Raw genomic sequence first — 26,595 nt, 5'->3', positions numbered from 1 at the left:
ACCTGCGCCTATTGACCTTCCATTCATCAGACCCGAGTCTGCATAGATCAATGCAAACACGGGGAGAGGGAGGCCGCACATGCCCGGCAGCTTGGTGGAGCAGCGCTCGATCGACGTAGTACCCGATGCCGAGCGCCACGGCACGGCCTTCTCCCAGTTCACACTCTGGCTCGGCGCGAACCTCCAGATCACCGCGGTCGTCACCGGCGCGCTCGCCGTGGTCTTCGGCGGCAACGCCTTCTGGTCGATCTTCGGCCTGCTCCTCGGCAACCTGCTGGGCGGCGCGGTGATGTCGCTCCACTCGGCGCAGGGCCCACGCCTCGGCCTGCCCCAAATGATCAGCTCCCGGGCCCAGTTCGGGGTGAAGGGGGCGGTCGTTCCCCTCCTCCTGGTCATCGTCATGTACGTGGGCTTCTTCGCCAGCGGAAGCGTCCTCGCAGGCCAGGCGGTAGCGAAACTCACGCACCTCAACGACACCACCGGCATCATCATCTTCGCCGTGATCACAGCGGTCACAGCGGCGATCGGCTACCGCGTCATCCACATCCTCGGCCGCGCGGCCAGCATCATCTGCGCCCTCGCCTTCATCTACCTCGGCATACGCCTCCTGGACCGCATCGACCTCTCCGCGACGCTCCACGACCACACGTTCTCCTTCCCGGTCTTCCTCCTCGCGGTCTCCCTCTCCGCCTCCTGGCAGCTGGCGTTCGGCCCGTACGTCGCGGACTACTCCCGCTATCTCCCCCGTACGACCTCGGCCCGCGCCACGTTCTGGTGGACGCTCGGCGGGACGACCCTCGGCTCGCAGTGGTCGATGACGTTCGGTGTCCTGGTCGCGGCGACGGCGGGCGACGCGTTCATGGACAGCCAGGTCGGCTACGTGGTGGCACTCGGCGGCACCGGCCTGATCGCCTCCGCGCTCTACTTCGTGATCGCCCTGGGCAAGCTGACGATCAACGTCCTGAACACCTACGGCGGCTTCATGTCGATGGTGACGAGCATCGGCGGCTTCCGCGCGCAGAAGACCCTCTCCGCGCGCGGCCGTTCGGCGTACATCACCCTGATCATGGTCGCCGGAACAGCGGTGGCCCTGGCCGGCAAGGACAGCTTCCTGTCCTCCTTCAAGGACTTCCTGCTCTTCCTGCTGACCTTCTTCACACCGTGGTCGGCGATCAACCTGGTCGACTACTACCTGATCTCGCGCGAGCGCTACGACATCCCGGCGCTCTCGGACCCCAACGGCCGCTACGGCGCCTGGCGCTGGGACGCGCTCCTGGTCTACGGAATCGGCCTCCTGGCCCAATTCCCGTTCCTGGCAACGTCGTTCTACACGGGCCCCCTGGTCGACCCCCTGGGCGGCGCGGACATCTCCTGGCTCGTAGGCCTGGTGATCCCCGCAGCGCTCTACTGGCTCCTGGCCCGCCGCAACACGTCGCACGTCCCGCCGGAGACGATCCTCACCCCGGTACCGGCCGGAGCAGCCGTCTAGGAGCGGCCGACGACTGTGTCCACGACCTTGCGGACGGCATCGGCCTCCGGCGGGTCACCCGAACGGTCGGCGAACAGCAGGTGCCCGGCCCCGATCAGCGTGGGAGCGAGCGTGTCGATCGCGGCATCCGCATCGATGCGACCCAGTTCGCGCTCGGCGACGAGGTACGAGGCGATCATGGCCGTGGCCTCCGCCAGGATCGGGATCCCGGCCACCTGCGCCTGACGCAGCCGGGTGCGCAGGCCGTCGCGGGAGGTGACGAGCGCGACGATCGCCACCGCGACCGGCCCGAACACCTCCGTCAGCGCGCCCGCGAGGTTGCCCCCGACGGTGCCGGTCCCGGCGGAGTCGCGCAGGGTGTCGGCCTGATCCTCGATCCGGGCGATGCGGTCGAGCACCAGCTCGGCGAGAAAGGCATCGAAGTCGGCGAAGTGCCGGTGCAGGACGCCCTTGGCGCAGGCGGCCTCCGTGGTAACAGCCCGGCTGGTCAGCGCACTTGGCCCGTCCCGGAGCAGGACACGCTCGGCGGCGTCGAACAGCTGCTCACGCACATCGCGCAGGGCCACCCCTGTCGGCATACCGCGCTCCCGCCCTTCCGTTGACGAGTGGGCATGTGCCCACCATAGTGGGCACATGCCCACTCTACCGCCGGAGCCGCATCAACACCGAGCGGTGGCCGAGTCGTTCGGCTCGGACGCCGACCGCTACGACCGCGCACGCCCCCGCTACCCCGAAGCCATGGTGGCCCGGATCAGAGCCGCCAGCCCCGGCCCCGACGTCCTGGACGTCGGCTGCGGCACCGGAATCGCCGCCCGCCAGTTCCAGGCATCCGGCTGCAAGGTCCTCGGGGTAGAGCCCGACGCCCGGATGGCCGACCTGGCGCGGCAGCTCGGCGTCGAGGTGGACGTAGCCACGTTCGAGGCGTGGGACCCGGCCGGCAGACAATTCGACGCGGTGGTCTCCGGCCAGGCCTGGCACTGGATCGACCCGGCCGCGGGAGCCGCCAAGGCCGCGCGGGTACTGCGCCCCGGCGGCCGGCTGGCAGCGTTCTGGAATGTCTTCCAGCTACCGCCCGACCTGGCGGAAGCCGTCGCCGAAATCTGCCAACGGGTCATGCCCGACTCACCGTTCGACTTCCGATCGATGACGAAGCCGCCCCTGGACGCGTATCAGGCCCTGTTCGCCAAACCCACAGAGGAAATCAGGCAGACGGCCGGATTCAACGAACCGGAGCAGTGGAGCTTCGACTGGAAGTGGACCTACACCCGCGAAGCCTGGCTGGACCAAATGCCCACCCAGGGCGCCTTCACCCGCCTCCCGCCGGACAAACTGGCAGAGGTCCTGCAGAGCGTCGGGACGGCCATCGACGCAATGGGCGGCACCTTCACGATGCGCTACACCACGGTGGTGCTCACCGCGGCACTCAGCAGTACGGCGCCTGGCCGGTGAGCGAGGCAGCCACCCTCATCCAGACGCCGAACTGCCGGTAGAGGTCGGGCATCGTGCCGGTGGCCCGGACCGTGCGGCTGTCTACCGAAGTGACGCCCGGGATGCCCAGCAGCACCGAGGCCACCGACGCCGACTGCCAGCGGACGGCAAGCGTTGCCGTACGGGAATGAGGCGCGGCGGTGCCGTGGGCCGCGACAGCGGCGGCCGCCGCACTCTCGATGGCCTCGCGCGCCTCCGCGACCGGGCGCAGTTCGGCCGCGAAGCGGTCGTGCGCGTGCTTGACCGCGACACCCGCGACGGCAGGATCCCAGGCGGCCATCTCCGCGACCGCGGTGTCGTCGCCTGTCAGCATCACCACCGGGACGCCGAGCGACGCGGCGGTGGCGTGGGCGAGGCCGATCTCGCCGACCGGGCGTTCGTCGAGCCGGATATCCTCGATCTCATGGCCCATGAAGCTGTGGCTCATCACGCCCAGGACCCCGGCCCTGGAGTGGAATCCGACGCAGAGCATCGCGTCGTACGTGGCGTCCAGTCCCTCCAGCATCCCCATGGTCTTGGGTTTGCCGCGCATCAGTCGGGCGGCCGGGTGCAGCGTCTCGGACAGCAGGTTGCGCATCGGGCCGTGCGCGTCGTTCACGAGGATGTCGGTCGCACCGGACGTGAGGGCGCCTCGTACGGCCGCGTTGACGTCCTCCGTCATCATCACGCGCCCGCGCTCGTAGTCCCTGCCGGAGGGCTGGACATCGGCGGCGTCCACGAGTCCCGTGACGCCCTCCATGTCGGCGCTGATGTAGATCCGCATGCTGCACGCTCCTTGAGAGTTGATCAATGGGGGGACTCTCCGGCGGCCCGTCGCGGTTCCGTAGGTTGATCCCATGCTTGCGAATGACGAGGTGAACGACCCGAGTTGGTCCGGCACGCGTGCCTGGGTGGAGGAGCAGGCCGGTGGCGACTGTCGCGTCGAGGGTGCCGAACGGCTGCGTGGGGGCTGGAGTTCGGAGATGCGGAAGCTGTCCGTCGCCGGAGAGGGCGAGCCCCGGCCCCTCGTGCTGCGCTCCTTCGTGAAGCCCTTCTACGCCCAGCACGCGGAGGGCCTGCTCACCCGCGAGGCGGACATCCTGCGCCTGCTCGGCCCGACCGGGATACCGGTGGCCGCCCTCAAGGGAGTCGACGCCACGGCGACGTACTGCGATCACCCGTCCCTCCTGATGTCCCTGCTGCCCGGGCGCGTACGGCTGGACACGGAGGGGGCCGGCGCGCGCAACGAGCTCCTCGCCCGCCAGCTCGTCTCCATCCACCGGGTCGGCGTCCCCGCCGAGTCCCGGCCCCGCGCCTATCAGGCCTGGGCCTCCGCCGATGCCGTACGCGTGCCCGCGTCCACCGCGCGGCCCGAGCTGTGGCAGCGCGCCGCGGACGTCATCCGCCGCGATCCCCCGGCCCACCGGCCCGTCTTCCTGCACCGCGACTTCCACCCCGGCAACGTCCTCTTCGACGGGCAGGGCGAGCGCCTGGAGATCACCGGGGTCGTCGACTGGGTCGAGACGTCCTGGGGGCCGGCCGATCTGGACGTGGCCCACTGCTCCACCGCTCTCGCGCTCCTGTACGGGGTCCCCGAGGGCATGCGGTTCGCCGACCGCTATGCGGCGTACGGAGGCGAGCTCAGCCAGGAGCCCGCCGACCACCTCTACTGGCGTGTCCTGGACGCCCTCGCCTACGCCCCAGACGCCGAAAAGGTCGGCGTCCCCTGGCGCGAGCTCGGGCGCCACGACCTGACGCCAGCCCTCCTCGCCGACAGGCTCGAGGCGTACCTCCTGGAGCTCTTCCGCCGTTACGGGTGAACCTCCGCCGGCTCCGCGTCCCCCGGGATCCTCCGCCGCCTGCGGTGCTTGAGCAGGGCCCAGGGTGCACGGGCGCCCGTGACCTCCGTGCCCGCCTCGGAGGCCGCCGCCGACGCCGCCTTCGCGACCGGGAGGATGTCCTCGTCGCGCGAGGCGTCCAGGTGGTCCGTCTCCGGCCACAGGCCCATCACCGCGCAGAGCGTCGGCAGGACCGCCATCGCCGCCGTCGCGTAGCCCTCCGCCGAGGGGTGGTAGTTGTCGGGGCCGAAGAGTTCGCGCGGGTTCGCGGCGAATTCGGGGCCCAGGAGCTCGCCGAGCGAGACCGTACGGCCGCCCTGCTCGATCACGCCGATCGTCTGCGCCGCCGCCAGCTGGCGCGACACGCGACGGGCCAGCCAGCGCAGCGGCTGGTAGACCGGCTCGACCGTGCCCAGGTCCGGGCAGGTGCCGACCACGACTTCCGCCCCGGCCGTGCGCAGACGGCGTACCGCCGTGGCCAGATGGCGTACGGACTGGGTGGCCGGCATCCGGTGCGTGACGTCATTGGCGCCGATCATGATCACGCAGACGTCGGGGATACGGGAAGAATCCGCGAGCAGCACCGTCACCTGGCGGTCGAGGTCGTCCGACATGGCCCCCGGGAGCGCCACATTCCGCAGGTCGACGGGGCGCTCGGCCACCGCCGCGAGCCCCGAGGCGAGCAGCGCCGCCGGGGTCTGGCCCGCTCTGCGCACGCCCTGCCCCGCCGCCGTCGAGTCGCCGAGCATCGCGAACCTCACCGGCTCCAGATGCGCGCCGCGGCCCGCGAAGGCCGTCCCGTACCGCCCGTCGGCGATCGGCGCGTGCGGTGCCGTCCCGCCGCCCACGGACCGCTTCGCCAGCTGTACCTCGGCGAGCACCACGCCCACCGCGGCCGCCCCGATCAGCCCGACGGAGCCGCCCCCGTACGCCGCGCCCGCGGCGATCCTCCGTGCCACCCTCGCCCTCGACAACTGCCACCTCCTCGTAGCCGTGCAGCCCTGGAGCCGTACAAGACCTACTTGCCCTCAGACCGGTGCAGCCCAATCTTGTCCAATACTCTGACCACATGGCGCACTTCCACGACTCGATGATCAGCCTCGTAGGCAACACCCCGCTGGTGAGGCTCAACAGCGTGACCGAAGGTCTCAGGGCAACCGTCCTGGCCAAGGTCGAGTACTTCAACCCGGGCGGCTCCGTGAAGGACCGGATCGCCGTCCGCATGATCGAGGCGGCCGAGGCGAGCGGCGAGCTCAAGCCCGGCGGCACGATCGTCGAGCCGACCAGTGGAAACACCGGTGTCGGCCTCGCGATCGTGGCCCAGCAGAAGGGCTACAAGTGCATCTTCGTCTGCCCGGACAAGGTGTCGATGGACAAGATCAATGTGCTGCGGGCGTACGGCGCGGAGGTCGTCGTCTGCCCGACGGCCGTCGACCCCGAGCACCCGGACTCCTACTACAACGTCTCCGACCGGCTGGTGAAGGAGACACCCGGCGCCTGGAAGCCCGACCAGTACTCCAACCCGAACAACCCCCGCTCGCACTACGAGACGACCGGTCCCGAGCTCTGGGAGCAGACCGAGGGGCAGATCACCCACTTCGTCGCGGGCGTCGGCACGGGCGGCACCATCACCGGGACCGGCCGCTATCTGAAGGACATCAGCGAGGGCAAGGTCCGGGTCGTCGGCGCGGACCCCGAGGGGTCGGTGTACTCGGGCGGGTCCGGGCGGCCGTACCTCGTCGAGGGCGTCGGTGAGGACTTCTGGCCGACCGCGTACGACCGTACGGTGACGGACGAGATCGTCGCGGTCTCCGACAAGGACTCCTTCCAGATGACCCGCCGCCTCGCCAAGGAGGAGGGGCTGCTCGTCGGCGGCTCCTGCGGCATGGCGGTCGTGGCGGCGCTGCGCGTCGCGGAGGGGCTCGGGGAGGACGACATCGTGGTCGTGCTGCTGCCGGACAGCGGGCGCGGCTACCTCAGCAAGATCTTCAACGACGACTGGATGAACGACTACGGCTTCCTCGACCACACCGGCGACCAGCCGAGCGTCGTCGACGTGCTCGACCACAAGACGCACGGCACCATCCCCAGCCTGGTGCACATGCACCCGGAGGAGACGGTCGGCCAGGCGATCGAGGTGCTGCGCGAGTACGGCGTCTCGCAGATGCCGATCGTGAAGCCGGGCGCCGGTCACCCCGACGTCATGGCGGCGGAGGTCATCGGCTCGGTCGTCGAGCGCGAGCTGCTCGACGCGCTGTTCACGCAGCGCGCGACGCTGACCGACCCGCTGGAGAAGCACATGAGCGCGCCGCTTCCCGTGGTCGGCTCGGGCGAGCCGGTCGGCGACCTGATGTCCGTACTGGAGAAGGCGGACGCGGCGATCGTGCTGGTGGAGGGGAAGCCGAAGGGGGTCGTGAGCCGGCAGGACCTGCTCGCGTTCCTCGCGAAGGACGCCCACTAGAGGGGTTCGGCTTCGTCAAAACGGTACGAGCGCGTCACGTCCGCGCAGCACCGCCTTAACACGGCTCCGGCAGAGTAATGGGTGTCGGGAGGGAAACCCCCAGGGGGATCCGCCCGGCACCACGAACTGGCGTCAAGGACCTCCGGAGCGGCTCCCGGGCCTCCAGCGACGCCATGGATGCGGAAACCGGCCCTGACCCGGGACCGCGTCCCTCGCGGGGACCGCCGTCGTCCCGCCCCCCTGGGCAACCGGGGGGTGCGGCGGTCCCCGCGCCAACGTGCGTTCAGCGCACCGGTGCCGCCCAACTCGCCAGCAGGCCCACTCGTTCCGCCGTCGGCGACCCCGGTTCCGGGGTGTAGACCACCAGGACCTGGTCCGGGTCGCCGTGGACGGTCAGGGACTCGTACGGGAGCGACAGCTCGCCCACCAGCGGGTGCTGCACCCGCTTCACCCCGTACGTCTTCTCCTTCACCAGATGGTCCGCCCACAGCCGCCGGAACTCCTCGCTCTTGAGCGACAACTCCCCCACCAGCGCCGCCAGTTGCTTGTCGTCCGGGTGCCGCCCCGCGTCCAGCCGCAGATACGCGACGGTCTCCGCGGCCACCGCCTCCCAATCCGGGTACATCTCGCGGCCCTCCACACTGAGGAACACCTGCCGCAGTACGTTGCGCTCCGCCGGCTCCATCCGCGTGTAGCCGCTCATCGCGTCGCCCAGCGCGTTCCAGGCCAGCACGTCCAGCCTGCGGCCGAAGATGAAGGCGGGCGCCTTGTCGATGGTGTCGAGCAGCAACTGCAGCCCCGGGCGCACCCGTTGGCGCACAGGAGCGGACCCCCGCCGCGGTCGCGCGACCTCCCGCAGATAGCCGCGCTCCGTCTCGTCGAGCCGCAGCACCCGCGCGATCGCGTCCAGTACGGCATCCGAGACGCTCGGCCCGCGCCCCTGTTCCAGCCGGATGTAGTAGTCGACGCTGACGCCCGCCAGCTGCGCCACCTCCTCGCGCCGCAGCCCCGGCACCCGGCGCCGGCCGTGCGCGGGCAGGCCCACGTCGTCGGGCTGTATGCGTGCGCGCCGTGAGCGCAGGAAATCTCCGAGGTCACCGTCCATGGGCCCGAGCCTAGGCCAGACCTGCTGCGCCAGCCTGGTACTGCCGGACCCAGGAAAAGCTCTGCCCTGGGTAAGCCGCCGCGATCCGCGCAGAGTTGTCCCTGTCAGCAGGACAACACCGCAAGGAGACAACGGACATGAGCTACACCAGCCTCGCAGGCCGTACCGCCGTCATCACCGGAGCCGCGAGCGGCATGGGTGCCGCGACCGCCGTACTGCTCGCCGCACAGGGTGCGAACGTGGCGCTCCTCGCCCGCCGGGCCGACCGGCTCGACGAGCTGGCCGCGAAGATCGAGGCGAACGGCGGCCGGGCGATCGCGGTCACCGCCGATGTCACCGACGCGGACTCCGTGGACGCCGCCGTCGCCCGCGTCCACGACGCCTTCGGACCGGCCGACCTCCTGGTCAACTCCGCCGGCGTGATGCTCCCCAACCCCGTCGACAACGGTCGCGTCGACGAGTGGCAGCGCATGATCGACACGAACGTGACAGGCGCCCTGCGCATGATCCGCGCCTTCGTCCCCGACCTGCTGGCCGCCGCGGCCGAGGGACGGACCGCCGACCTGGTCAACATCTCCTCGATCGGCGCGCACGTCACGTTCCCCAACTACGCGGTGTACGGGGCGACCAAGGCCGCGCTCACGTACCTCTCGGAGTCGCTCCGCGGCGAGCTGGGCCCGCGCGACGTACGAGTGACCAACATCGAGCCGGGCCTGACCGACACCGAGCTCGCCGGCCACATCGACAACGCGGACCTGTCCGGCCAGTTGGACGGCATGTTCGACGCGATCGGCACGCTCTCCTCGGAGGAGATCGCCGACCTGATCGCGTACATCACGAGCCGCCCCCGCCACGTGAACCTGCGCCAGGTGATGGTGCTCCCCACGCGCCAGGCGTGAGGTCAGTCGTCCCAGTCGGACGAGGACGAGGGCTTCCCGCGGCGCCGCGGGAAGAGCCCGCCGTCGCGCGCGGCGTGGACGACATTGACGCCCACGATCCCCGCCCAGGTGACGAAGAGCCCCGAGAGGCCGGCGTTGACCGCGCCGATCGCCGAGAGCGGGACCGCCAGGATCAGCGAGACGATGCCGAAGCCGTACCGCTCCCCGAAACCGGAGTCGGACTGCGGCGCCCGCGCTCCTCTGGCGACCGTCATCTGCTGTTCGGCCACTTGGCGCCGCACCCGGCGGTCGACCGTACCGTCGAGCCGCTGCTCGACCTTCTCCAGGAACGAGTCGACGAGGGCGGACTCGTAGTCCTCACCCAGCTCCTTGCGCGCGTGCAGCGTCGCGTCGAGTTCCTTCTTCAGCTCGGGATCGCTCGCAGTCATACGGACACGGTACGAAGCCGGGCCGGGCCGGGTCAGTGGGGCTAACCCCCCAATTCACGACCCCTCCCCCTGAGCAAGCGCTTAGAAAAGAGGCCCGCATCACACGCGCTATCCGGTGACCTGGACGATACGTACGGGTAACTTCCCTCACAGTCCTGCCTTCTCCACCCCTCATGGAGCTGTGATGCCCGAAGCCGTGATCGTCTCCACCGCCCGCTCCCCGATCGGTCGCGCCTTCAAGGGCTCGCTGAAGGATCTGCGCGCCGACGACCTGACCGCCACGATCATCCAGGCCGCCCTGGCCAAGGTCCCCGAGCTGGACCCGCGCGACATCGACGACCTGATGCTCGGCTGCGGTCTGCCCGGCGGCGAGCAGGGTCACAACCTGGGCCGCATCGTCGCCGTACAGATGGGAATGGACCACCTCCCCGGCTGTACGGTCACCCGCTACTGCTCCTCCTCCCTCCAGACGAGCCGCATGGCGCTGCACGCCATCAAGGCCGGCGAGGGCGACGTCTTCATCTCGGCCGGTGTCGAGATGGTGTCCCGCTTCGTCAAGGGCAACTCCGACTCGCTCCCGGACACGAAGAACCCGCTCTTCGCCGACGCCGAGGCCCGCACCGCGGCCACCGCCGCGACCGAGGGCGCCCCGGTCTGGCACGACCCGCGTGAGGACGGCCTCGCCCCCGACGCGTACATCGCGATGGGCCAGACCGCCGAGAACCTCGCCGGGATCAAGAACATCAGCCGCGCCGAGATGGACGAGTTCGGCGTGCGCTCGCAGAACCTCGCCGAGCAGGCCATCAAGAACGGCTTCTGGGAGCGGGAGATCACCCCGGTCACCACCCCCGACGGCACGGTCGTCTCGCAGGACGACGGCCCGCGCGCGGGCGTCACCCTCGAAGGCGTCCAGGGCCTCAAGCCCGTCTTCCGCCCCGACGGCAAGATCACGGCTGCCAACTGCTGCCCGCTCAACGACGGCGCCGCGGCGCTCGTCATCATGAGCGACACCAAGGCGCGTGACCTCGGTCTCACCCCGCTCGCCCGGATCGTCTCCACCGGAGTCTCCGGCCTCTCTCCCGAGATCATGGGTTACGGTCCCGTCGAGGCGTCGAAGCAGGCGCTGAAGCGGGCCGGACTCACCATCGGCGACATCGACTTGGCCGAGATCAACGAGGCGTTCGCCGCACAGGTCATCCCCTCCTACCAGGACCTCGGCCTGGACCTGGACAAGGTGAACGTCAACGGCGGTGCCATCGCGGTGGGCCACCCCTTCGGCATGACAGGCGCCCGGATCACCGGCACACTCATCAACAGCCTTCAGTTCCACGACAAGCAGTTCGGTCTGGAGACGATGTGCGTGGGTGGCGGCCAGGGCATGGCCATGGTGATCGAGCGTCTCAGCTGATCAACTCTCAGTAATCTCCGGCGGTCCCCCGCGTCACAGTCGTGACCGAATCTCCCCCAGGATGTGACCTATCTCCTGGGGGAGGTTCATTCCCGCAGGTCACGGCCGTTTCGGGACTAAACACCAGGCACAAAGACCTGTCCAATTCGTGACGTAATGCACTGACAGCGGGCGCAGGTACACGGGAAGCTGATGTAGGAAGTCCGGGGGATCGATTGAAACCGGGAGTAAGTCAGTGAGCGCCATGTCTCTTGCCCTGCTGCTGACGACGGCCGCTGCCACGGCCGTCGGCGCTGCTGTGCTGTACGCCGTCCACGGCCTGCGCAAGCAGCTCACCCAGCTGACCGCCGCATCGGCCCAGGCCCGTGCGGCCGCCGGCAGCACCGCGACCGTCCCCGGAGCGCGCGAAACGCCCGCCGCGGAGAACTGGTCGTCCGAAATACGTACCGCGGTCGCCGAGGCCCTCGCCGAGGAGCGGGAGCGCGAGCTGGCCGAGGCGCGCGCCTTCTGGGCCGCCCAGGAGTCCCGCGACGCGGCCGACGCCCCGTCGCTGCTCGGCGGACTGGCCGGACTCGGCGACGACGCCGCGTTCTTCGTGCCCCGCCAGGCCGACTTCGCGGGCTTCGAGCCCGGCTTCGACGCGGTCCTCGACTCCGTACTGGACGGCGACGACGACATCGCAGCGGCCACGGTGGAGAGCCTCGCCGAGGAGTTCCCCGAGGACTCCCCCGAGCTGGCCGCGGCCCGCCGACGCCACCCCTCGCACCCCGAGTTCGTCCCCGTACAGACACCCGTAGTCGCCGACCATGAGCGCACGGTGACGCGCCTCGAGGAGCTCGCCGAGTCCCGTACGGCGCTCTCGGACGTACGCCCGGGACCGCTCGGCACGCTCGATGTGTACGTCTTCGCCGACGGCACGACCCTGTGCATGACGCCGGGCCACCGCGAGACCGCGGAGCGCCTCGCCGAGTCGCTGCGCGAGGGCGACGCCCCGGTGCTGCTCGGCGGATCCGGAGTCGCGGGCGCGTACGCGCTGACCTTCTCCTGCGGCGAGGAGAACGTCTACATCCTCGCCGACCGCGTCATAGCGTCGCTCTAGCCGCCGCCGCTGCCACCAGCTCCACGGCCTCGTCCAGCTCCCGGGACGGGGCCGCAGCCATGTCCGCGTTGTCCGCTGTCGTACGGAGAATCTCGGCCAAGTCATGGCCGGCGACCGCGACTTGGTCCGCAACAGCGAACACACCCGCATCGGGCATCACGCGCGGCTCCCCGCCCGGCTCCTCGATACGCTGCGCCCGCAGCGCCAATTCCCTGGCCAGAGCCAGTCCTTCGGCGGCGGCACCCTGCTGCAGACGGCTCTGGGGGGCGGACCGTAGCCGGTCGGCGAAGCGGTCGACGGCGGTGAGGAGCGGTGTCGTATCAAGCACAGCGCGACCCTACGCGCCTCCACGGGACGGTTGCCAACAGGCCAACAGTCAGGCACGGTGCAATGAAGGACCAGCTCTCGTGCAATGCGTCCGGAGGCGCCGATGTCCCAAGTCTTCTCCGAAGAGACCCATCGCAATCTGCTCTCCCGAATCCCCCACTGCACCGGTCGTGAAGTGTCCGACTGGCTGCGAGCCGTTGATGAAGGCCCCGCTTTCTTCCGCTTCGAGGAGAAGGTCAGCTGGCTCAGGACCGAACACAATCTGGCTTACGGCCACGCCAAGGCGATCATCCATGAGTACGACCTGAGGCGAGCTGCGCGGAGGCTGCTCTAAGGCGTACGCACCCGACAACGCGGAAGGGCCCGCCCCCCGACCGGGGAACGGGCCCTTCCGTACGCGGTGCGTCAGTCGTTCCCCTGCAAGATCGCCACGAGCCGCAGCATCTCCAGGTAGATCCAGACCAGCGACATCGTCAGACCGAACGCCGCCAGCCACGACTCCTCGCGCGGAGCGCCGTAGGTGATGCCGTCCTCGATCTGCTTGAAGTCCAGCGTCAGGAAGAAGCAGCCGAGCAGGATCGCCAGCACACCGACCGCGAAGCCGAGCGGCCCGAAGCTGCGCAGCCCGCCGCCGTCGGCACCGCCGAAGGCGACCACCAGCAGGTTGACGGCCATGACCAGCACGAACGCGATCGCGATGGTCATGCCGATCCGGGCATAGCGCGCGGTGACACGGATCCACCGCTGCTTGTACGCGATGAGCGTGGCGGCCGAGACCGCCATCGTGCCCAGCACAGCCTGGAAGGGAGCACCCGACCACGCCTCGTTGTACATCTCGCTGATCACGCCGAGGAAGACACCCTCGAACGCGGCGTAACCGATGATCAGCGCCGGCACGGGCTTGCGCTTGAAGGACTGGATGATCGCCAGCACGAAGGCGACGAGCGCCGCACCGATGGCCAGCCCGTAGCTCGTCGTGGAGACCGGCAGAACCACCCAGGCCAGGACGGCACCGACGACCACGGTGCCGAGCGTCATGGCCGTACGCGAGACGACGTCGTCCATCGTCATGGCGCCGGAGCGCGGAGGCGCGGGCGTCTGCGTGGCGTACGGATTCGTCGCGTATTGGTCGGCGGTCGGGGCCTGCGCGTACGGGTTGCCCCCGGCCTGCGGCTGCTGCTGCGCGTTGAACCCCGCGTAGCCGCCGCTGTCGCGGCTGAACCCCCGTCGCGAGAAGACCGGGTTGCTGCTCCTCATCTCACTCCTTTGTGGCCACCGTGCGTGGCCTCACGTCAAGAGTAATGGGAAAGCAAAGCGAAGACTCTACTGCCTGAGAAGGATCTTTTCGCGATCATGACGGTGACCGGGGCCGCAGCGGCAGGCGAGGTGCCCGGAACCGGACTCGAACCGGTACGCCCCCGAGGGGCAGCGAGGTTTAAGCTCGCCGTGTCTGCATTCCACCATCCGGGCAAGGCGCGGGCTCCCCCTTGTGCGGTCCGAGCCTATCGGGGCCCGTCCCCCGAACAGCGGAACAACAGCCCGATGTTGTCTTATTTTATTGACGCCTGAGGGTGCGTCAGCCCACTTCGCGCCGATCGGCACATGCCGGAGGCGGTATCCGGCTGACCGTCCGGTTGTACGGCGACCGCCGGAATGACGCAAAGTCGCCTGCCGCGTCTCAGGGGCCGTGTCATACCGGAGGAGGAGACGGAGGGGTCCCGGTCAGACTCAAGAGGGCCCCGGGAACGGGCATCGGGAGGGACGTTCCTGCTGCCGGGCGCGGACAGGATGAAGGAGTCCCCGCGGTCCCCCGCACAGCAGCCCCGACAGGAGACCCTCCTCGTGACCACCACCCCCTTCGCCGCCCGCACCACCGCGGTGGCCGCCCGCGCCACGGAACTGTCCAAGGTGTACGGACTGGGCGAGACGCAGGTGGTCGCCCTGGACCAGGTCTCCGTCGACTTCCGGCAGGGCGAGTTCACCGCGATCATGGGCCCCTCGGGCTCCGGCAAGTCCACGCTGATGCACTGCGTGGCCGGTCTGGACACCTTCTCGGCCGGATCCGTACGGATCGGTGAGACCGAGCTCGGCTCGCTCAAGGACAAGCAGCTCACGCAGCTCCGCCGCGACAAGATCGGCTTCATCTTCCAGGCCTTCAACCTGCTGCCGACGCTGACCGCGCTGGAGAACATCACGCTCCCGATGGACATCGCGGGCCGCAAGCCCGACAAGGCCTGGCTGCAGAACGTCATCGACATGGTGGGCCTCAGGGACCGCCTCGGCCACCGCCCCACCCAGCTCTCCGGCGGCCAGCAGCAGCGCGTCGCCGTGGCACGCGCCCTGGCCTCGCAGCCCGAGATCATCTTCGGCGACGAGCCGACGGGGAACCTGGACTCGCGCTCGGGCGCCGAGGTCCTGGGCTTCCTCCGCAATTCCGTACGGGAGCTGGGCCAGACCGTGGTGATGGTGACGCACGACCCGGTCGCCGCCGCCTATGCGGACCGGGTGATCTTCCTCGCCGACGGCCGGATCGTCGACGAGATGCTCTCCCCCACCGCCGACGGCGTGCTGGACCGCATGAAGGAGTTCGACGCCAGGGGCCGTACGAGCTGATCCGCCCGGACCCCTGCCACTCCACACCCCAGGACTGACACACCATGTTCCGTACCGCCTTGCGCAACGTGCTCGCGCACAAGGCCAGGCTGCTGATGACCGTGCTCGCCGTCATGCTCGGCGTCGCCTTCGTCTCCGGCACCCTGGTCTTCACCGACACCCTCGGCTCCGCCTACAAGAACCAGTCGGCGAAGAGCTACGACAACGTCGCCGTCTCGGTCGGCTACGACGGCGACGGCAAGGGCCTGCCCCAGTCCGACGTCGACAAGATCCAGGCGCTGAACGGCGTCGACAAGGCCGCCGGCCAGATCGACGGCTTCGCCGGGGTCGCCGACAAGAAGGGCAAGCTGATCGGCCAGGGCTGGTCCTCCACCGGCGCCAACTACACGCCCACCGGCGACTACGCCTTCACGACCGGCGCCGCACCCACCGGGAACGGCCAGGTGGCGCTGGACAAGGAGACCGCCGACAAGGCCGGGGTCAAGGTCGGGAGCAGCGTACGGATCGCGGGCAACGGCCCAGTGAAGTCGTACACCCTCTCCGGGATCTTCACCACCGACGACGGCGCGGTCAGCGCGGGCGGCACGCTCAGCCTCTTCTCCACCGCCGAGGCGCAGACGCTCTACGGCACGCCCGGGTACTTCGACACGGTCACCGTCACCGCCAAGGACGGCGCGAACGACGCCCAGCTGCTCGACTCGGTCGTGAGCGTCCTGCCCAAGGACGCCCACGCCCAGACCGGCACCCAGCTCGCCGCGAACCAGGCCAAGTCGATCGAGTCCAACTTCTCCTCGATGAAGACGGGCCTGCTCGCCTTCGCCGGCATCGCGCTCTTCGTCGGCATCTTCCTGATCTACAACACCTTCGCCATGCTGGTCGCCCAGCGCACCAGGGAGCTCGCCCTGATGCGCGCCGTCGGCGCCTCCCGCAAGCAGGTCACCCGCTCCGTGCTCGGCGAGGCGGTCCTGGTCGGCCTGCTGGCGTCGGCGATCGGTTTCGGCCTGGGCATCGGTCTCGCGGCGGGGCTGCGCCCGCTGATGGGGTCCTTCGGGATGAAGGTGCCGGGCGGGCCGCTGCTGATCTCGCCCGTGACCGTCGCCGCCGCCTTCGGGGTCGGTGTCCTGGTCACGCTGATCTCCGCGTACCTGCCCGCCCGCCGCGCCGCGAAGATCCCGCCGGTCGCCGCGATGAGCAGCGTCCACGCGGTCGCCACGGGCCGCTCGCTGGTCGTACGGAACACCATCGGCTCCCTCCTCACCCTCGGCGGCGCCGGGCTGATCGTGGCCGGCGCGGGTCAGACCACCGACAGCGGCCGCATGATCATCGCGGCGGGTGCGTTCCTCGCGCTGATCGGCGTGATCGTGCTCATCCCGTTCCTGTCGCGTCCGGTCATCGCCCTCGTACGCCCGCTGCTGGTCGGCGTCTGGGGCGTCTCCGGGAAGCTCGCCGGGCAGAACGCGGTCCGCAATCCTCGCCGTACGGGAGCCACGGCCGCGGCCCTCGCCATCGGCCTCACCCTGGTCACCGGCATCACCACGCTCGGCGTCACGCTCGGCCAGGCCGTCGACAAGATGACGACCGACAACATCAAGGCCGACTACCTGGTCGCGATGGCCGGCGACGGACAGCACATGTCGCCCGACGCAGTGAAGGCACTCGCGGCCGCCCCGGGCGTCACCGCGTACTCCCCCGACCAGTCCGCCTGGCTGGAGCTCTCCAACAAGGGCCACGGCACGACCGGCCAGGGCGTCACCGGTGTGAACGCCGCCGACATCGACCAGCTGCTCAACCTCGACATCGTCTCGGGCTCGTCGTCCGGCCTCGCCAAGGGCTCCATCCTGATCTCCGACAAGCTGGCGAAGCAGGAGAACTGGAAGGCCGGGGAGACCGTCACCGCGGGCTTCCCCGACAAGTCGAAGTCCACGCTGACCATCGGCGGCATCTACGACGACAACGAGTTCACCAACGGCATCGTCATGGACACCGCCGCCCTCGACCGGCACCTGAGCGACAAGCCCGAGATCAACGCCGTCTACGTCGACATCGACGGCGGCGCCACCTCCGCCAACGAGCAGAAGCTGGTCGACGCCCTCGGCGCCAACCCCGCCATCGAGGTCATGGACCAGCAGGACATCCGTGACATGTTCGGCGGCATCGTCAACACCATGCTCAACCTGATGTACGGCCTGCTCGGCATGGCCCTGCTCATCGCCGTCCTGGGCGTCGTCAACACCCTGGCCATGTCGGTCTTCGAGCGCCAGCAGGAGATCGGCATGCTGCGCGCGATCGGTCTCGACCGCCGCCGCATCAAGCGGATGGTCCGGCTCGAAGCAGTCGTCATCTCGATCTACGGCGCGGTGATCGGCGTCGGCCTGGGCGCCTTCCTGGCCTGGGCGCTCGGCGAGACCCTGAAGGACTCGATCCCCGGGTACGCGCTGGTCCTGCCCTGGGAGCGGATCGGCATCTTCATCCTGCTCGCAGGCGTGGTCGGCATCCTCGCCGCCCTGTGGCCCGCCCGCAGCGCGGCCCGGCTGAACATGCTGACCGCGATCAAGACCGAGTAGCAGTACGGCAGTTGAGCGTACGGCGACGGGCCCCGGACATGCTGATGATGTCCGGGGCCCGTCGCGTGCGCACGCCTCAGTTCCAGCTGCGCGGCCGCAGCCGTACGCCCGAAGCCCCGCCCTCCGGGGTCTTCACGGCCAGGATCTGGTTGACGCCGATCCGGTTGCGTTCGAAGGAGAGCGCGGACGCGGCCATGTAGAGCCGCCAGACCCTCGCCCGGCCGGGACTCGTCATCCGTACCGCCTCGGGCCACCGCGCTTCCAGGTTGGCGACCCACCGGCGCAGGGTGAGCGCGTAGTGCTCGCGGAGGACCTGGACGTCGCGAGCCTCGAAGCCCGCCTCCTCCAGGGTGGCCAGGGTGCGGCCGACCGGAGCGAGTTCGCCGTCGGGGAAGACGTAGGCGTCGATGAAGTCGTCGACGTGGTACGCCGATTCGTCCCGTTCGGGGCGGCGCGCGATCTGGTGGTTGAGCAGCCGGCCGCCCGGCTTCAGGAGTGCGTAGAGGTCGTCCGCGTACTCCCGGTAGCGCACCGAGCCGACGTGCTCGGCCATCCCGATCGAGGAGATCGCGTCGTACGGACCGCCCCTGACGTCCCGGTAGTCCTGGACCCGGATCTCGATGCGGTCGGTGAGACCTTCCTCGGCGATGCGCTTGCGGGCGTACGCGGCCTGTTCGGTGGAGAGCGTCACACCGGTCACCTGGACGCCGTACTCGCGTGCCGCGTGGATGGCCATCGAGCCCCAGCCACAGCCGACGTCGAGCAGGCGCATGCCCTCCTTGAGGTCGAGCTTGCGGCAGACCAGGTCGAGCTTGTCGCGCTGGGCCTCTTCGAGGGTGGAGTCCTCGCCGAAGAAGGCGCAGGAGTAGACCATGGACGGGCCGAGGACGAGCTCGTAGAAGTCGTTGCCGACGTCGTAGTGGTGGCTGATGGCCTTCTTGTCGCGGCGCTTGGTGTGCACCATGCCGCGGCGGTGGCGGAGTTCCTCGGGCGGTGGCGGCGGTGGCGGATACGGTCCCGCGATGGCCAGCAGTTGGCGGGCGGCGGTGCGCAGTGCGGGGTTGCGTATCGGATGGACGGCGTCCTTGGCGTCGGCCCCGCGCTCCCAGAGCAGACCGGCCAGCAGGTCGAGCGCCTCGTACAGGTCGCCCTCGATGTCCAGTTCACCGGCCACCCAGGCGCGGGCGAGGCCGAGTTCGCCGGGTTTCCACAGCAGACGGCGCAGGGCGCGACGGTGGCGAAGGACAACTACGGGAGCGCCGGGGGGCCCTGACTCACTGCCGTCCCAGGTCCGGATGCGGACCGGGAGCGGCGTCCCCAGCAGTTCCTCGGCAAGAGCGGTCAGCCGCAGCGCGGCGTCGGCCATGGCGCACACCTCCGTAACGATGGGAAATGCTCAGCAATACGTAAACACCGAAGTCCCCTGTGCGCAGTCCCAGTACCGCGTAACGGGAACGTAAAATCCATGGCCCGTACATGTATATCCGTCGCGAAACGCCGAAGGGACCGCCCGCACCACGGATGGCGGACGGTCCCTTCGGGACGTTCGGTACTACGGGAGCGCTAGGAGGCCTTGGCCTTCTCGCCCTCGCTCTTCACCGCGGCGGCCGGAGCCGGAGCGGGCTTGGCTGCCTCGTAGAACTCCTCGCGGGGAGTCTCCATGGCGCCGAGCGAGACGACCTCGCGCTTGAGGAACATCGCGAGGGTCCAGTCGGCGAAGACGCGGATCTTGCGGTTCCAGGTGGGCACGGCCAGACCGTGGTAGCCACGGTGCATGTACCAGGCGAGACGGCCCTTGAGCCTGATCTTCATCTTGCCCATGACGATCATCGCGACGCCCTTGTGGAGGCCGAGACCGGCCACAGCACCCTTGTTGGCGTGGCTGTACTCCTTCTGCGGGAAGCCCCGCATGCCGGAGATCACGTTGTCGCCGAGGACCTTGGCCTGACGCAGCGCGTGCTGGGCGTTCGGCGGGCACCAGGCGCGCTCGGGCGGCGTACCGGCCTTGATCGCGGCGAGGTCCGGGACCTGGGCGTTGTCGCCTGCGGCCCAGATGTAGTCGGTGCCGGTGACCTGGAGCGTCGGCTGGGCGTCCACGTGGCCGCGGGGGCCGAGCGGGAGGCCGAAGCGCGACAGCGCCGGGTTGGGCTTGACGCCCGCGGTCCACACCAGGGTGTTGGAGTCGACCTCGAGGCCGTTGTTGAGGACAACGTGGCCGTCGACGCAGGAGTCCATGCCGGTCTTGAGGTAGACCTCGATGCCGCGGCCCTCGAGGTGCTCCTTGCCCCAGGTGCCGAGCTCGGGCCCGACCTCGGGAAGGATCTTGTCGGCGACGTCGACGAGGATGAAACGCATGTCCTCGCGCTTGACGTTGGTGTAGTACTTGGCCGCGTCGCGCGCCATGTCCTCCACCTCGCCCACGGTCTCGGCGCCGGCGAAGCCGCCACCCACGAAGACGAAGGTCAGCGCCTTGCGGCGGACGTCCTCGTCGGTCGTGGAGTCGGCCTTGTCCAGCTGCTCCAGGACGTGGTTGCGGAGACCGATGGCCTCCTCCACGCCCTTCATGCCGATGCCCTGCTCGGCCAGGCCGGGGATCGGGAAGGTGCGGGAGACCGCACCCATCGCGATCACCAGGTAGTCGAAGGGCAGCTCGTACGCCTCGCCGACGAGCGGCGCGACGGTGGCGACCTTGCGGTCCTGGTCGATGGTCGTGACGCGGCCGGTGAGCACCTCGGCCCCACGGACGACGCGTCGCAGCGGGACGACGACGTGACGCGGGGAGATGCTGCCTGCGGCGGCTTCGGGGAGGAAGGGCTGGTACGTCATGTACGAGCGCGGGTCGACGACCGTGACGGTCGCTTCCGCGTAACGCATCTTCTTGAGGATGCGTCGAGCTGCGTACAGGCCTACGTACCCGCCACCTACTACGAGGATCCTGGGACGCTCCGTGGTGCTCATGCCATCGAGTATCCACCCCCTCGGCAGGGGGTGCTCGTGCGCCCCTTCACAAGCTTCGAGGGGGCCTCTGCTACACTGCGCGGCTCACGTGACACACGTCATGGTCGCGCAAGGGAACCAAGGGGTACGTGGGCACGTTGAACACCCCCGCTGAACTGGCCCTCACGGCTTACCGGCGGGTAGACCACTGGTCCTATTAACACCGCTGTAACGCATCAGCGGCCGCCCGAAATGCACGCACTCAGGCCCTGCGGGCCGCGTATGAGGGCCATAAGTCCCCCCGCGTCGGCCAACAGGCCCCTTTTCCTTGTGAAGAACTTCACGAACTTGGTTCCGTCTGATCGATCAGACGAGGGACCAGAGGATCCCGTCGAGGATGTCGTGCTCCGAAACCAGCAGATCGCGCGTGCCGGTGCGCTCCATGATCGCGAGGACGATGAGGGCCCCCGCGCAGATCACGTCCACCCGGCCCGGGTGCATCACCGGGATCGCCGCGCGCTCGTCGTGCGTCGCACGGAGCAGGCGATGGGTGACCGACTTCACCTGGTGGTACGAGAGAACGGAACGGTGGATGGCCGCCGAGTCGTAGGCCGGCAGCTGGAGCGCGATCCCGGCAAGGGTGGTCACCGTGCCGGCCAGCCCGACGACCGTGTGCGCCTCGGTGAGCGGGACGGTCTCGGCCACCTGGTCGAGGGCCTTGTCGATGTCCGCACGCACGGCGGCGATCTGTTCGGGGGTGAGCGGGTCGCCGGTGAGGCCGTGGCGCTCGGTGAGCCGGACACAGCCGATGTCGACGGAGCGGGCCGCCTCCACGGTTGCGGACTCCATGGTCTCGGTGCCGATGACGAACTCCGTGGAGCCACCGCCGACGTCGACGACGAGGGAGCGCACAGGGTGGGCATCCCCGCGCTCGTACAGCGCGCTCAGCGCGCCCGCGAAGGAGAGCCGGGCCTCCTCGTCGCCGCTGATCACCTCGGGCTCGACGCCCAGAATGTCGCGGACGCCGCTAACGAACTCGTCGCGGTTCTCGGCGTCGCGCGAGGCGGACGTCGCAACGAAGCGGATCTTGTCCGCGCCGTGGGCCTTGATGGCCTCCGCGTACTCGCGGCACGCGGCGAAGGTCCGTTCCAGGGCCTCGGGGGCCAGACGCCCGGTCTTGTCCACGCCCTGGCCGAGGCGGACGATCGTCATCCGGCGGTCCAGCTCGACGAGCTCGCCCGTGGCAGGGTCTGCGTCCGCGATCAGGAGGCGGATCGAGTTCGTACCGCAGTCGATGGCAGCGGCGCGGGTCACTCCGAAGCCTCCGCGCAGGGCGTGACGCACGGGCCCTTCGCCCACCACTCCGGCAGCATCGCGATCGCCTCGTCGCCCAGCGGGTTCACGCCGGGACCGGCGGCCAGCGAGTGGCCGACCAGCACGTGCAGGCACTTCACCCGGTCCGGCATGCCGCCCGCGCTCGGGAAGCCCTCCAGGACCTCGATCGCGTCGCGGCGGGCGATGTAGTCCTCGTGCGCCTTGCGGTACGCGGCCGCCAGCTCGGGGTCGGTCGCCAGGCGCTCCGTCATCTCCTTCATGACGCCGTTCGCCTCAAGGGTGCCGATCGCGGAGGCCGCGCGCGGGCACGTGAGGTAGAAGGTCGTCGGGAAGGGCGTGCCGTCGGGCAGCTTCGGGGCCGTCTCGACCACGTCCGGGTTGCCGCACGGGCAGCGGTGGGCGATCGCGCGCAGTCCGCGCGGCGGGCGGCCCAGCTGCTCCTGGAAGGCGGCGATGTCCGCATCCGTGGGCGCGGTGGACTCGGTCTGCGGAGGGGGCGTCTGCATCTTCGTTCCGTAAGTGGTGGTGATCAGTGGCGGTCGGCGTTGTCCACGCCGTCCCAGAGGTTGGAGTACCAGGGGCGGTCTGCGGCGCCCCGGTCGTCGGTGCTGGTGGCACGCGCGTCCGGGTCGACGATCGTGAAACCGGTCTCCCCGGGCCGTACGTAATGAAGGTGCTCGCGGGCCAGGCGCTCGATGTACGCCGGGTCCTGGAGCCTGGCCTTCTCGTCCCGCAGCTCCTCGACCCGCTTGCGCGCGTCCTCGGACTGCTTGCGCTGCTCGGCGATGTCCGCGCGCTGGGACACGTACTGACGCATCGGGTACGCGAGCGCCACGATCAGCGTGCACACGACCATGACGAGGAGCGCGGCCCGGCCGGTGAGGCGCGAGCGGCGGGCCTGGCGGCGGGTCTGCGAGCGGTAGACGCGGGCGGCGGTCTGCTCGCCGAGGATGCGGATCCTGGTCGCGGTGGAGAACCGGTCCCGTTTGTCCGCTGCCATGTCGCTCTCCGCCTCCCCGTTACGCACCTACGTCCCCGCACACGGTACGGGACCGTGTGCGGGGACGCGGGTAACTACAGGCTCAGCCCTTGAAGCGCGGGAACGCGCTGCGGCCGGCGTAGACCGCGGCGTCGTCGAGGATCTCCTCGATGCGCAGCAGCTGGTTGTACTTGGCGACACGGTCCGAGCGGGCCGGGGCGCCGGTCTTGATCTGACCGCAGTTCACCGCGACCGCGAGGTCGGCGATGGTGACGTCCTCGGTCTCGCCGGAACGGTGGGACATCATGCACTTGAAGCCGTTGCGCTGGGCCAGCTCGACGGCGTCCAGGGTCTCGGTCAGCGAACCGATCTGGTTGACCTTGACGAGCAGGGCGTTGGCGATGCCCTCGTCGATGCCGCGGGCGAGGCGCTCCGGGTTGGTGACGAAGAGGTCGTCGCCGACGATCTGGACCTTGGCGCCCAGCTTGTCGGTGAGGACCTTCCAGCCCGCCCAGTCGTCCTCGTACAGCGGGTCCTCGATGGAGACCATCGGGTACGCGGAGACGAGCTCCTCGTAGTACTCGGTCATCTCGGCGGCCGAGCGGGACTTGCCCTCGAACTCGTACTTGCCGTCCTTGTAGAACTCGGACGCGGCGACGTCGAGCGCCAGACCGATGTCCTTGCCGGGGACGTAGCCGGCCTCCTTGATGGCCTCGATGATGAGGTCCAGGGCGGCGCGGTTGGACTCGAGGTTCGGGGCGAAGCCGCCCTCGTCGCCGAGACCGGTGGAGAGGCCCTTGGTCTTCAGGACCTTCTTCAGCGTGTGGTAGATCTCCGCACCCCAGCGAAGGGCCTCGGAGAAGGACTCCGCGCCGATCGGGGCGATCATGAACTCCTGGATGTCGACGTTGGAGTCGGCGTGCGACCCACCGTTGAGGATGTTCATCATCGGGACGGGCAGCAGGTGCGCGTTCGGGCCACCGAGGTAGCGGAACAGCGGCAGGTCCGAGGCCTCGGAAGCGGCGTGGGCCACGGCCAGGGAGACACCGAGGATGGCGTTCGCGCCGAGCGAACCCTTGTTCTCGGTGGCGTCGAGGTCGAACATGGCCTGGTCGATCAGGCGCTGCTCGGTGGCGTCGTAGCCGACGAGCTCCGGGCCGATCTGCTCGATGACGGCGAGGACGGCCTTCTCGACACCCTTGCCCTGGTAGCGGTTGGGGTCGCCGTCACGAAGCTCGATGGCCTCGAAGGCACCGGTGGAGGCGCCGGACGGAACGGCAGCACGACCCGTGCTGCCGTCGTCGAGGCCGACCTCGACCTCGACCGTGGGGTTGCCTCGGGAGTCCAGGATTTCCCGGGCTACGACGACGTCGATGGACGGCACGAGCATCTCCTTATGGGATGTGACGCTAGGTGGTGCAAGTTCGCTTTGGCCTTGCGACAAGAGCCTAACCGGCTGGCGGGGTTCGGCCAGCCGTGCGACCGGCTACTGGACAGTAGTAACGCAAAAAGCCCCGACCCGGCGCAAACGGGGGGAGTCGCGCCGGGCCGGGGAGCTCTGAGGAGCGGGGATCAGCTCAGGTGGAGCTGCTGACCCGGGTAGATCAGGTCGGCGTCCTTGACGATGTCGCCGTTGAGCTTGAACAGCTTCTGCCAGGTCGTGTCGTGAGCCTCGGCGATCTTGCTGAGGGTGTCGCCGGACTTGACCTTGTACTCGCCGTCGCCCTTCTCGTACGAGGACGAGGCGGAGGAGGAGGTCGAGGGCGCCGGGGTCTCCGCGGCGGGGGCCTGGGCGGCCTCGTCCGAGGAAGAGTCGTCCGACGTGCTCGCGGAGGAGCCGGAGTCGGTCGAGTAGGAGTTGTCGGACGAGGACGAGTCGCTGGAGGACTGGTCGCTCGAGGACGAGCTGCCGGAGTCGGTGCTGACGCCCGGGTCGACACCGTCGTTGCTCAGGTTGCCGGCGCCGGCACAGGCCCAGGCACCCGGGCCCTGCAGGGCGAGCAGCTTCTCGGCGGTGGCGATCTGCTGGTCCTTGGTGGCGAGGTCGGCGCGCTCGGCGTACTGCGTACCACCGGCGGCGGCCCAGCTGGACTGGGAGAACTGCAGGCCACCGTAGTAGCCGTTGCCCGTGTTGATGGACCAGTCGCCACCGGACTCGCACTGGGCGACGGCGTCCCAGGTGGAGACGGAGGCGGCGGAGGCCGAGGTGGCGCCGATCAGGGGAGCGGCGATCGCGGCACCGGTGATGCCGGCGAGCGTGGCGAAACGGACGGCCTTCGACGGGCGACGGTGCTTGGACTTGCTGGAAAGCAGCATGCGGAAATCTCCTCACCGACGCCTACGAGGTGAGCTGTCGGGTTCGGGCCAATGAGTTGCCCGGCCGAGCGTCCTAGCGCTCGGCTTAACCCCAAGCCGGTCTCCCGGCACTTACCTGGGTCCCCCGCTCCTGCCTACGGCGCTTTACGCGTCGAGTAATCCCAGCGACCGACGGCAGGATTCGGCGTGACGGTCGTTGGTGCTCGCTTTGACGAGCGGCTTAGACCGTAAACACACGTCGCCCCGATGTTCAAAGACGAACATCGGGGCGAAACTCCACCTGTTGCACACAGGGAACACACATTTACGCAGGTGGGGGACGGCGTGATCGGGTGGGGAGAACGAGGCGCGCGCGAAGAGTGACGAGACCCTTGTCTCACTTGGATAAAAGCGGACAGAAGGGGGTCAAGTACCCCTACTTTTCGCCCAGAACAAGGCTCTGGCCAGGAACGATGAGGTCCGGGTCCGCTCCGACCGTCTTCTGGTTGGCGGCGTAGAGCGCCGGCCAGCCGCCCTGAATGTCGTGTGCGTCCGCAATGGCCCAGAGGTTGTCGCCGGAGCGGACCGTGTAGCTGCCCTCGGTGGCGTCGGAGCGCTCCGGGGTCTCGCCGCGGGAGGCCTTGGAGCTGTCCGTACGGCCGCTGGTGTCCTCGCTGCCGCGGTGCTTGCCCGTACCGGCGCCGGTGTCCTTGCCCGCGTCCTCGCTCTTGTCCGCACCCGTACCGGCGTCGTCGCTCGCGCTCGCCGAGGGGGTGGGCGAGGCCGTGTCCGACGGGGTCGCCGAGGGCGAGGGGGTCGCGGAGGGGGTCGCCGTGTCCGAGGGGGTCTCGGTCGCCGAGGGCGTCGGGGTCGCGGTGTCCTCCGCGCCGGGGTCGACCGACGGTGTGGCCGAGGAGCCGGAGTTGTACTCCTTCGCGAGGCCGGAGATGCCCGCGCAGCTCGCCCAGGGCTTCGTGCCCTCCGCGGCGAGGATCTTCTCGGCCACCGCGATCTGCTGGGCGCGGCTGGCGAGGTCGGCGCGCTCGGCGTACTCCGCGCCGCCGTAGTTCTCCCACTTCTCCTGCGAGAACTGCAGACCGCCGTAGTAGCCGTTGCCGAGATCGGCGCTCCACATGCCGCCGCTCTCGCAGAGCGCGACCCGGTCCCAGGTGGTGGAGTCCGCGGCGTGGGCGCCGGTGGCGGCCAGCAGCGGAATCGCGATGGCCGAACCCGTCACTCCTGCCGCTACGACGATTGCGGGAGCCTGACGAGGGCGGCGATGCCGACCGTTCCCGGAGCGCATGCGAGGGCCTTCCGTGTGACGGATGAGTCGAACGGTGAACGTAGCCGG

25 protein-coding genes, 1 tRNA gene and 1 riboswitch are annotated in these 26,595 nt (G+C 69.5%); of the genes, 10 read left to right on the top strand and 16 right to left on the bottom strand.

Going from position 1 to position 26,595, the window contains the following annotated elements; genetic code table 11:
* The first annotated feature begins 79 nt into the window (after window positions 1–79).
* Entirely contained in the window at window positions 80–1,489 is a 1,410-nt protein-coding gene (locus OG707_RS24375) for a purine-cytosine permease family protein (RefSeq protein WP_329121736.1), read from the top strand.
* Here the strand turns inward: OG707_RS24375 and OG707_RS24370 are convergent.
* Window positions 1,486–2,067: a TetR/AcrR family transcriptional regulator gene (locus tag OG707_RS24370; RefSeq protein ID WP_329121735.1), complete on the bottom strand. Its 582-nt coding sequence runs from the start codon at window positions 2,065–2,067 to the stop codon at window positions 1,486–1,488. The two genes, OG707_RS24375 and OG707_RS24370, sit on opposite strands and share 4 nt — an antisense overlap.
* Before the next feature lie 55 nt (window positions 2,068–2,122).
* Between OG707_RS24370 and OG707_RS24365 the strand changes: the two genes are divergently transcribed.
* Window positions 2,123–2,938, top strand: a complete 816-nt coding sequence (locus OG707_RS24365) for a class I SAM-dependent methyltransferase (RefSeq protein ID WP_329121734.1) — start codon at window positions 2,123–2,125, stop codon at window positions 2,936–2,938.
* On the opposite strand, the gene OG707_RS24360 is transcribed toward OG707_RS24365, so the two are convergent.
* Window positions 2,913–3,740 (bottom strand): M55 family metallopeptidase, encoded by an 828-nt coding sequence (locus OG707_RS24360; protein ID WP_329121733.1) that lies wholly within the window; start codon window positions 3,738–3,740, stop codon window positions 2,913–2,915. The two genes, OG707_RS24365 and OG707_RS24360, sit on opposite strands and share 26 nt — an antisense overlap.
* Before the next feature lie 73 nt (window positions 3,741–3,813).
* Between OG707_RS24360 and OG707_RS24355 the strand changes: the two genes are divergently transcribed.
* Window positions 3,814–4,776, top strand: a complete 963-nt coding sequence (locus OG707_RS24355) for a phosphotransferase family protein (protein ID WP_329121732.1) — start codon at window positions 3,814–3,816, stop codon at window positions 4,774–4,776.
* Here OG707_RS24355 and OG707_RS24350 read toward each other — a convergent pair.
* Window positions 4,767–5,753: an SGNH/GDSL hydrolase family protein gene (locus OG707_RS24350; RefSeq protein WP_329127945.1), complete on the bottom strand. Its 987-nt coding sequence runs from the start codon at window positions 5,751–5,753 to the stop codon at window positions 4,767–4,769. The genes OG707_RS24355 and OG707_RS24350 overlap by 10 nt on opposite strands.
* A gap of 110 nt (window positions 5,754–5,863) precedes the next feature.
* On the opposite strand from OG707_RS24350, the gene OG707_RS24345 reads away from it, so the two are divergent.
* Window positions 5,864–7,255, top strand: coding sequence for a cystathionine beta-synthase (locus tag OG707_RS24345; RefSeq protein WP_329121729.1), 1,392 nt, complete (start codon window positions 5,864–5,866; stop codon window positions 7,253–7,255).
* A gap of 283 nt (window positions 7,256–7,538) precedes the next feature.
* Here the strand turns inward: OG707_RS24345 and OG707_RS24340 are convergent, their stop codons facing one another.
* Window positions 7,539–8,360: a helix-turn-helix transcriptional regulator gene (locus tag OG707_RS24340; RefSeq protein ID WP_329121728.1), complete on the bottom strand. Its 822-nt coding sequence runs from the start codon at window positions 8,358–8,360 to the stop codon at window positions 7,539–7,541.
* Window positions 8,361–8,497: 137 nt separating this feature from the next.
* Between OG707_RS24340 and OG707_RS24335 the strand changes: the two genes are divergently transcribed.
* Window positions 8,498–9,259 carry an SDR family oxidoreductase gene (locus OG707_RS24335; RefSeq protein ID WP_329121726.1) on the top strand — a complete coding sequence of 254 codons (762 nt, stop codon included), beginning with the start codon at window positions 8,498–8,500 and terminating at the stop codon, window positions 9,257–9,259.
* 2 nt (window positions 9,260–9,261) lie between these two features.
* Here the strand turns inward: OG707_RS24335 and OG707_RS24330 are convergent, their stop codons facing one another.
* Window positions 9,262–9,687, bottom strand: a complete 426-nt coding sequence (locus tag OG707_RS24330) for a hypothetical protein (protein WP_329121724.1) — start codon at window positions 9,685–9,687, stop codon at window positions 9,262–9,264.
* A 184-nt stretch (window positions 9,688–9,871) separates the two neighbouring features.
* Between OG707_RS24330 and OG707_RS24325 the strand changes: the two genes are divergently transcribed.
* Together OG707_RS24325 and OG707_RS24320 are read left to right on the top strand one after the other, a co-directional pair.
* A complete protein-coding gene (locus OG707_RS24325) occupies window positions 9,872–11,095 on the top strand; it encodes an acetyl-CoA C-acetyltransferase (protein WP_329121722.1) in 1,224 nt (407 codons plus the stop codon).
* 259 nt (window positions 11,096–11,354) lie between these two features.
* Window positions 11,355–12,194 (top strand): hypothetical protein, encoded by an 840-nt coding sequence (locus OG707_RS24320; RefSeq protein WP_443071495.1) that lies wholly within the window; start codon window positions 11,355–11,357, stop codon window positions 12,192–12,194.
* On the opposite strand, the gene OG707_RS24315 is transcribed toward OG707_RS24320, so the two are convergent.
* On the bottom strand, window positions 12,178–12,522 hold the full coding sequence (locus OG707_RS24315) for a hypothetical protein (RefSeq protein WP_329121718.1): 345 nt from the start codon (window positions 12,520–12,522) through the stop codon (window positions 12,178–12,180). The two genes, OG707_RS24320 and OG707_RS24315, sit on opposite strands and share 17 nt — an antisense overlap.
* Window positions 12,523–12,624: 102 nt before the next feature.
* On the opposite strand from OG707_RS24315, the gene OG707_RS24310 reads away from it, so the two are divergent.
* On the top strand, window positions 12,625–12,855 hold the full coding sequence (locus OG707_RS24310) for a DUF4287 domain-containing protein (RefSeq protein WP_329121716.1): 231 nt from the start codon (window positions 12,625–12,627) through the stop codon (window positions 12,853–12,855).
* 71 nt (window positions 12,856–12,926) lie between these two features.
* Here OG707_RS24310 and OG707_RS24305 read toward each other — a convergent pair whose 3' ends face one another.
* Both OG707_RS24305 and OG707_RS24300 read right to left on the bottom strand, forming a co-directional pair.
* Complete coding sequence (locus OG707_RS24305) at window positions 12,927–13,778, bottom strand: Bax inhibitor-1/YccA family protein (protein ID WP_329121714.1); 852 nt, start codon at window positions 13,776–13,778, stop codon at window positions 12,927–12,929.
* A gap of 130 nt (window positions 13,779–13,908) precedes the next feature.
* Window positions 13,909–13,991 (bottom strand) — tRNA-Leu (locus tag OG707_RS24300).
* 372 nt (window positions 13,992–14,363) lie between these two features.
* On the opposite strand from OG707_RS24300, the gene OG707_RS24295 reads away from it, so the two are divergent.
* Together OG707_RS24295 and OG707_RS24290 are read left to right on the top strand one after the other, a co-directional pair.
* Window positions 14,364–15,134 carry an ABC transporter ATP-binding protein gene (locus OG707_RS24295; RefSeq protein ID WP_329121712.1) on the top strand — a complete coding sequence of 257 codons (771 nt, stop codon included), beginning with the start codon at window positions 14,364–14,366 and terminating at the stop codon, window positions 15,132–15,134.
* Between the two features lie 44 nt (window positions 15,135–15,178).
* Window positions 15,179–17,698: an ABC transporter permease gene (locus tag OG707_RS24290; protein ID WP_329121710.1), complete on the top strand. Its 2,520-nt coding sequence runs from the start codon at window positions 15,179–15,181 to the stop codon at window positions 17,696–17,698.
* A 76-nt stretch (window positions 17,699–17,774) separates the two neighbouring features.
* On the opposite strand, the gene OG707_RS24285 is transcribed toward OG707_RS24290, so the two are convergent.
* From OG707_RS24285 to OG707_RS24250, 8 genes are all read right to left on the bottom strand, one after another.
* Window positions 17,775–19,064, bottom strand: coding sequence for a cyclopropane-fatty-acyl-phospholipid synthase family protein (locus tag OG707_RS24285; RefSeq protein WP_329121708.1), 1,290 nt, complete (start codon window positions 19,062–19,064; stop codon window positions 17,775–17,777).
* 197 nt (window positions 19,065–19,261) lie between these two features.
* Entirely contained in the window at window positions 19,262–20,656 is a 1,395-nt protein-coding gene (locus OG707_RS24280) for an NAD(P)/FAD-dependent oxidoreductase (protein WP_329121706.1), read from the bottom strand.
* Between the two features lie 345 nt (window positions 20,657–21,001).
* Window positions 21,002–21,949 carry a Ppx/GppA phosphatase family protein gene (locus OG707_RS24275; RefSeq protein ID WP_329121704.1) on the bottom strand — a complete coding sequence of 316 codons (948 nt, stop codon included), beginning with the start codon at window positions 21,947–21,949 and terminating at the stop codon, window positions 21,002–21,004.
* Complete coding sequence (locus tag OG707_RS24270) at window positions 21,946–22,476, bottom strand: DUF501 domain-containing protein (protein WP_329121702.1); 531 nt, start codon at window positions 22,474–22,476, stop codon at window positions 21,946–21,948. Before OG707_RS24270 ends, OG707_RS24275 begins: the two co-directional genes overlap by 4 nt.
* 23 nt (window positions 22,477–22,499) lie before the next feature.
* Complete coding sequence (locus tag OG707_RS24265) at window positions 22,500–22,970, bottom strand: FtsB family cell division protein (protein ID WP_329121700.1); 471 nt, start codon at window positions 22,968–22,970, stop codon at window positions 22,500–22,502.
* Between the two features lie 82 nt (window positions 22,971–23,052).
* On the bottom strand, window positions 23,053–24,339 hold the full coding sequence (gene eno / locus OG707_RS24260) for a phosphopyruvate hydratase (protein ID WP_329121699.1): 1,287 nt from the start codon (window positions 24,337–24,339) through the stop codon (window positions 23,053–23,055).
* 182 nt (window positions 24,340–24,521) lie between these two features.
* Window positions 24,522–25,265, bottom strand: coding sequence for a transglycosylase family protein (locus OG707_RS24255; RefSeq protein WP_329121697.1), 744 nt, complete (start codon window positions 25,263–25,265; stop codon window positions 24,522–24,524).
* A gap of 4 nt (window positions 25,266–25,269) precedes the next feature.
* Window positions 25,270–25,417, bottom strand: a riboswitch (cyclic di-AMP (ydaO/yuaA leader).
* 263 nt (window positions 25,418–25,680) lie between these two features.
* Window positions 25,681–26,547 carry a transglycosylase family protein gene (locus tag OG707_RS24250; protein ID WP_329121694.1) on the bottom strand — a complete coding sequence of 289 codons (867 nt, stop codon included), beginning with the start codon at window positions 26,545–26,547 and terminating at the stop codon, window positions 25,681–25,683.
* Between the last annotated feature and the right edge of the window lie 48 nt (window positions 26,548–26,595).

Source organism: Streptomyces sp. NBC_01465, assembly GCF_036227325.1.
Taxonomy (GTDB): domain Bacteria; phylum Actinomycetota; class Actinomycetes; order Streptomycetales; family Streptomycetaceae; genus Streptomyces.
Note: the sequence above shows the minus strand (reverse complement) of the source record. Positions and strands in the feature narration are given on the sequence as shown.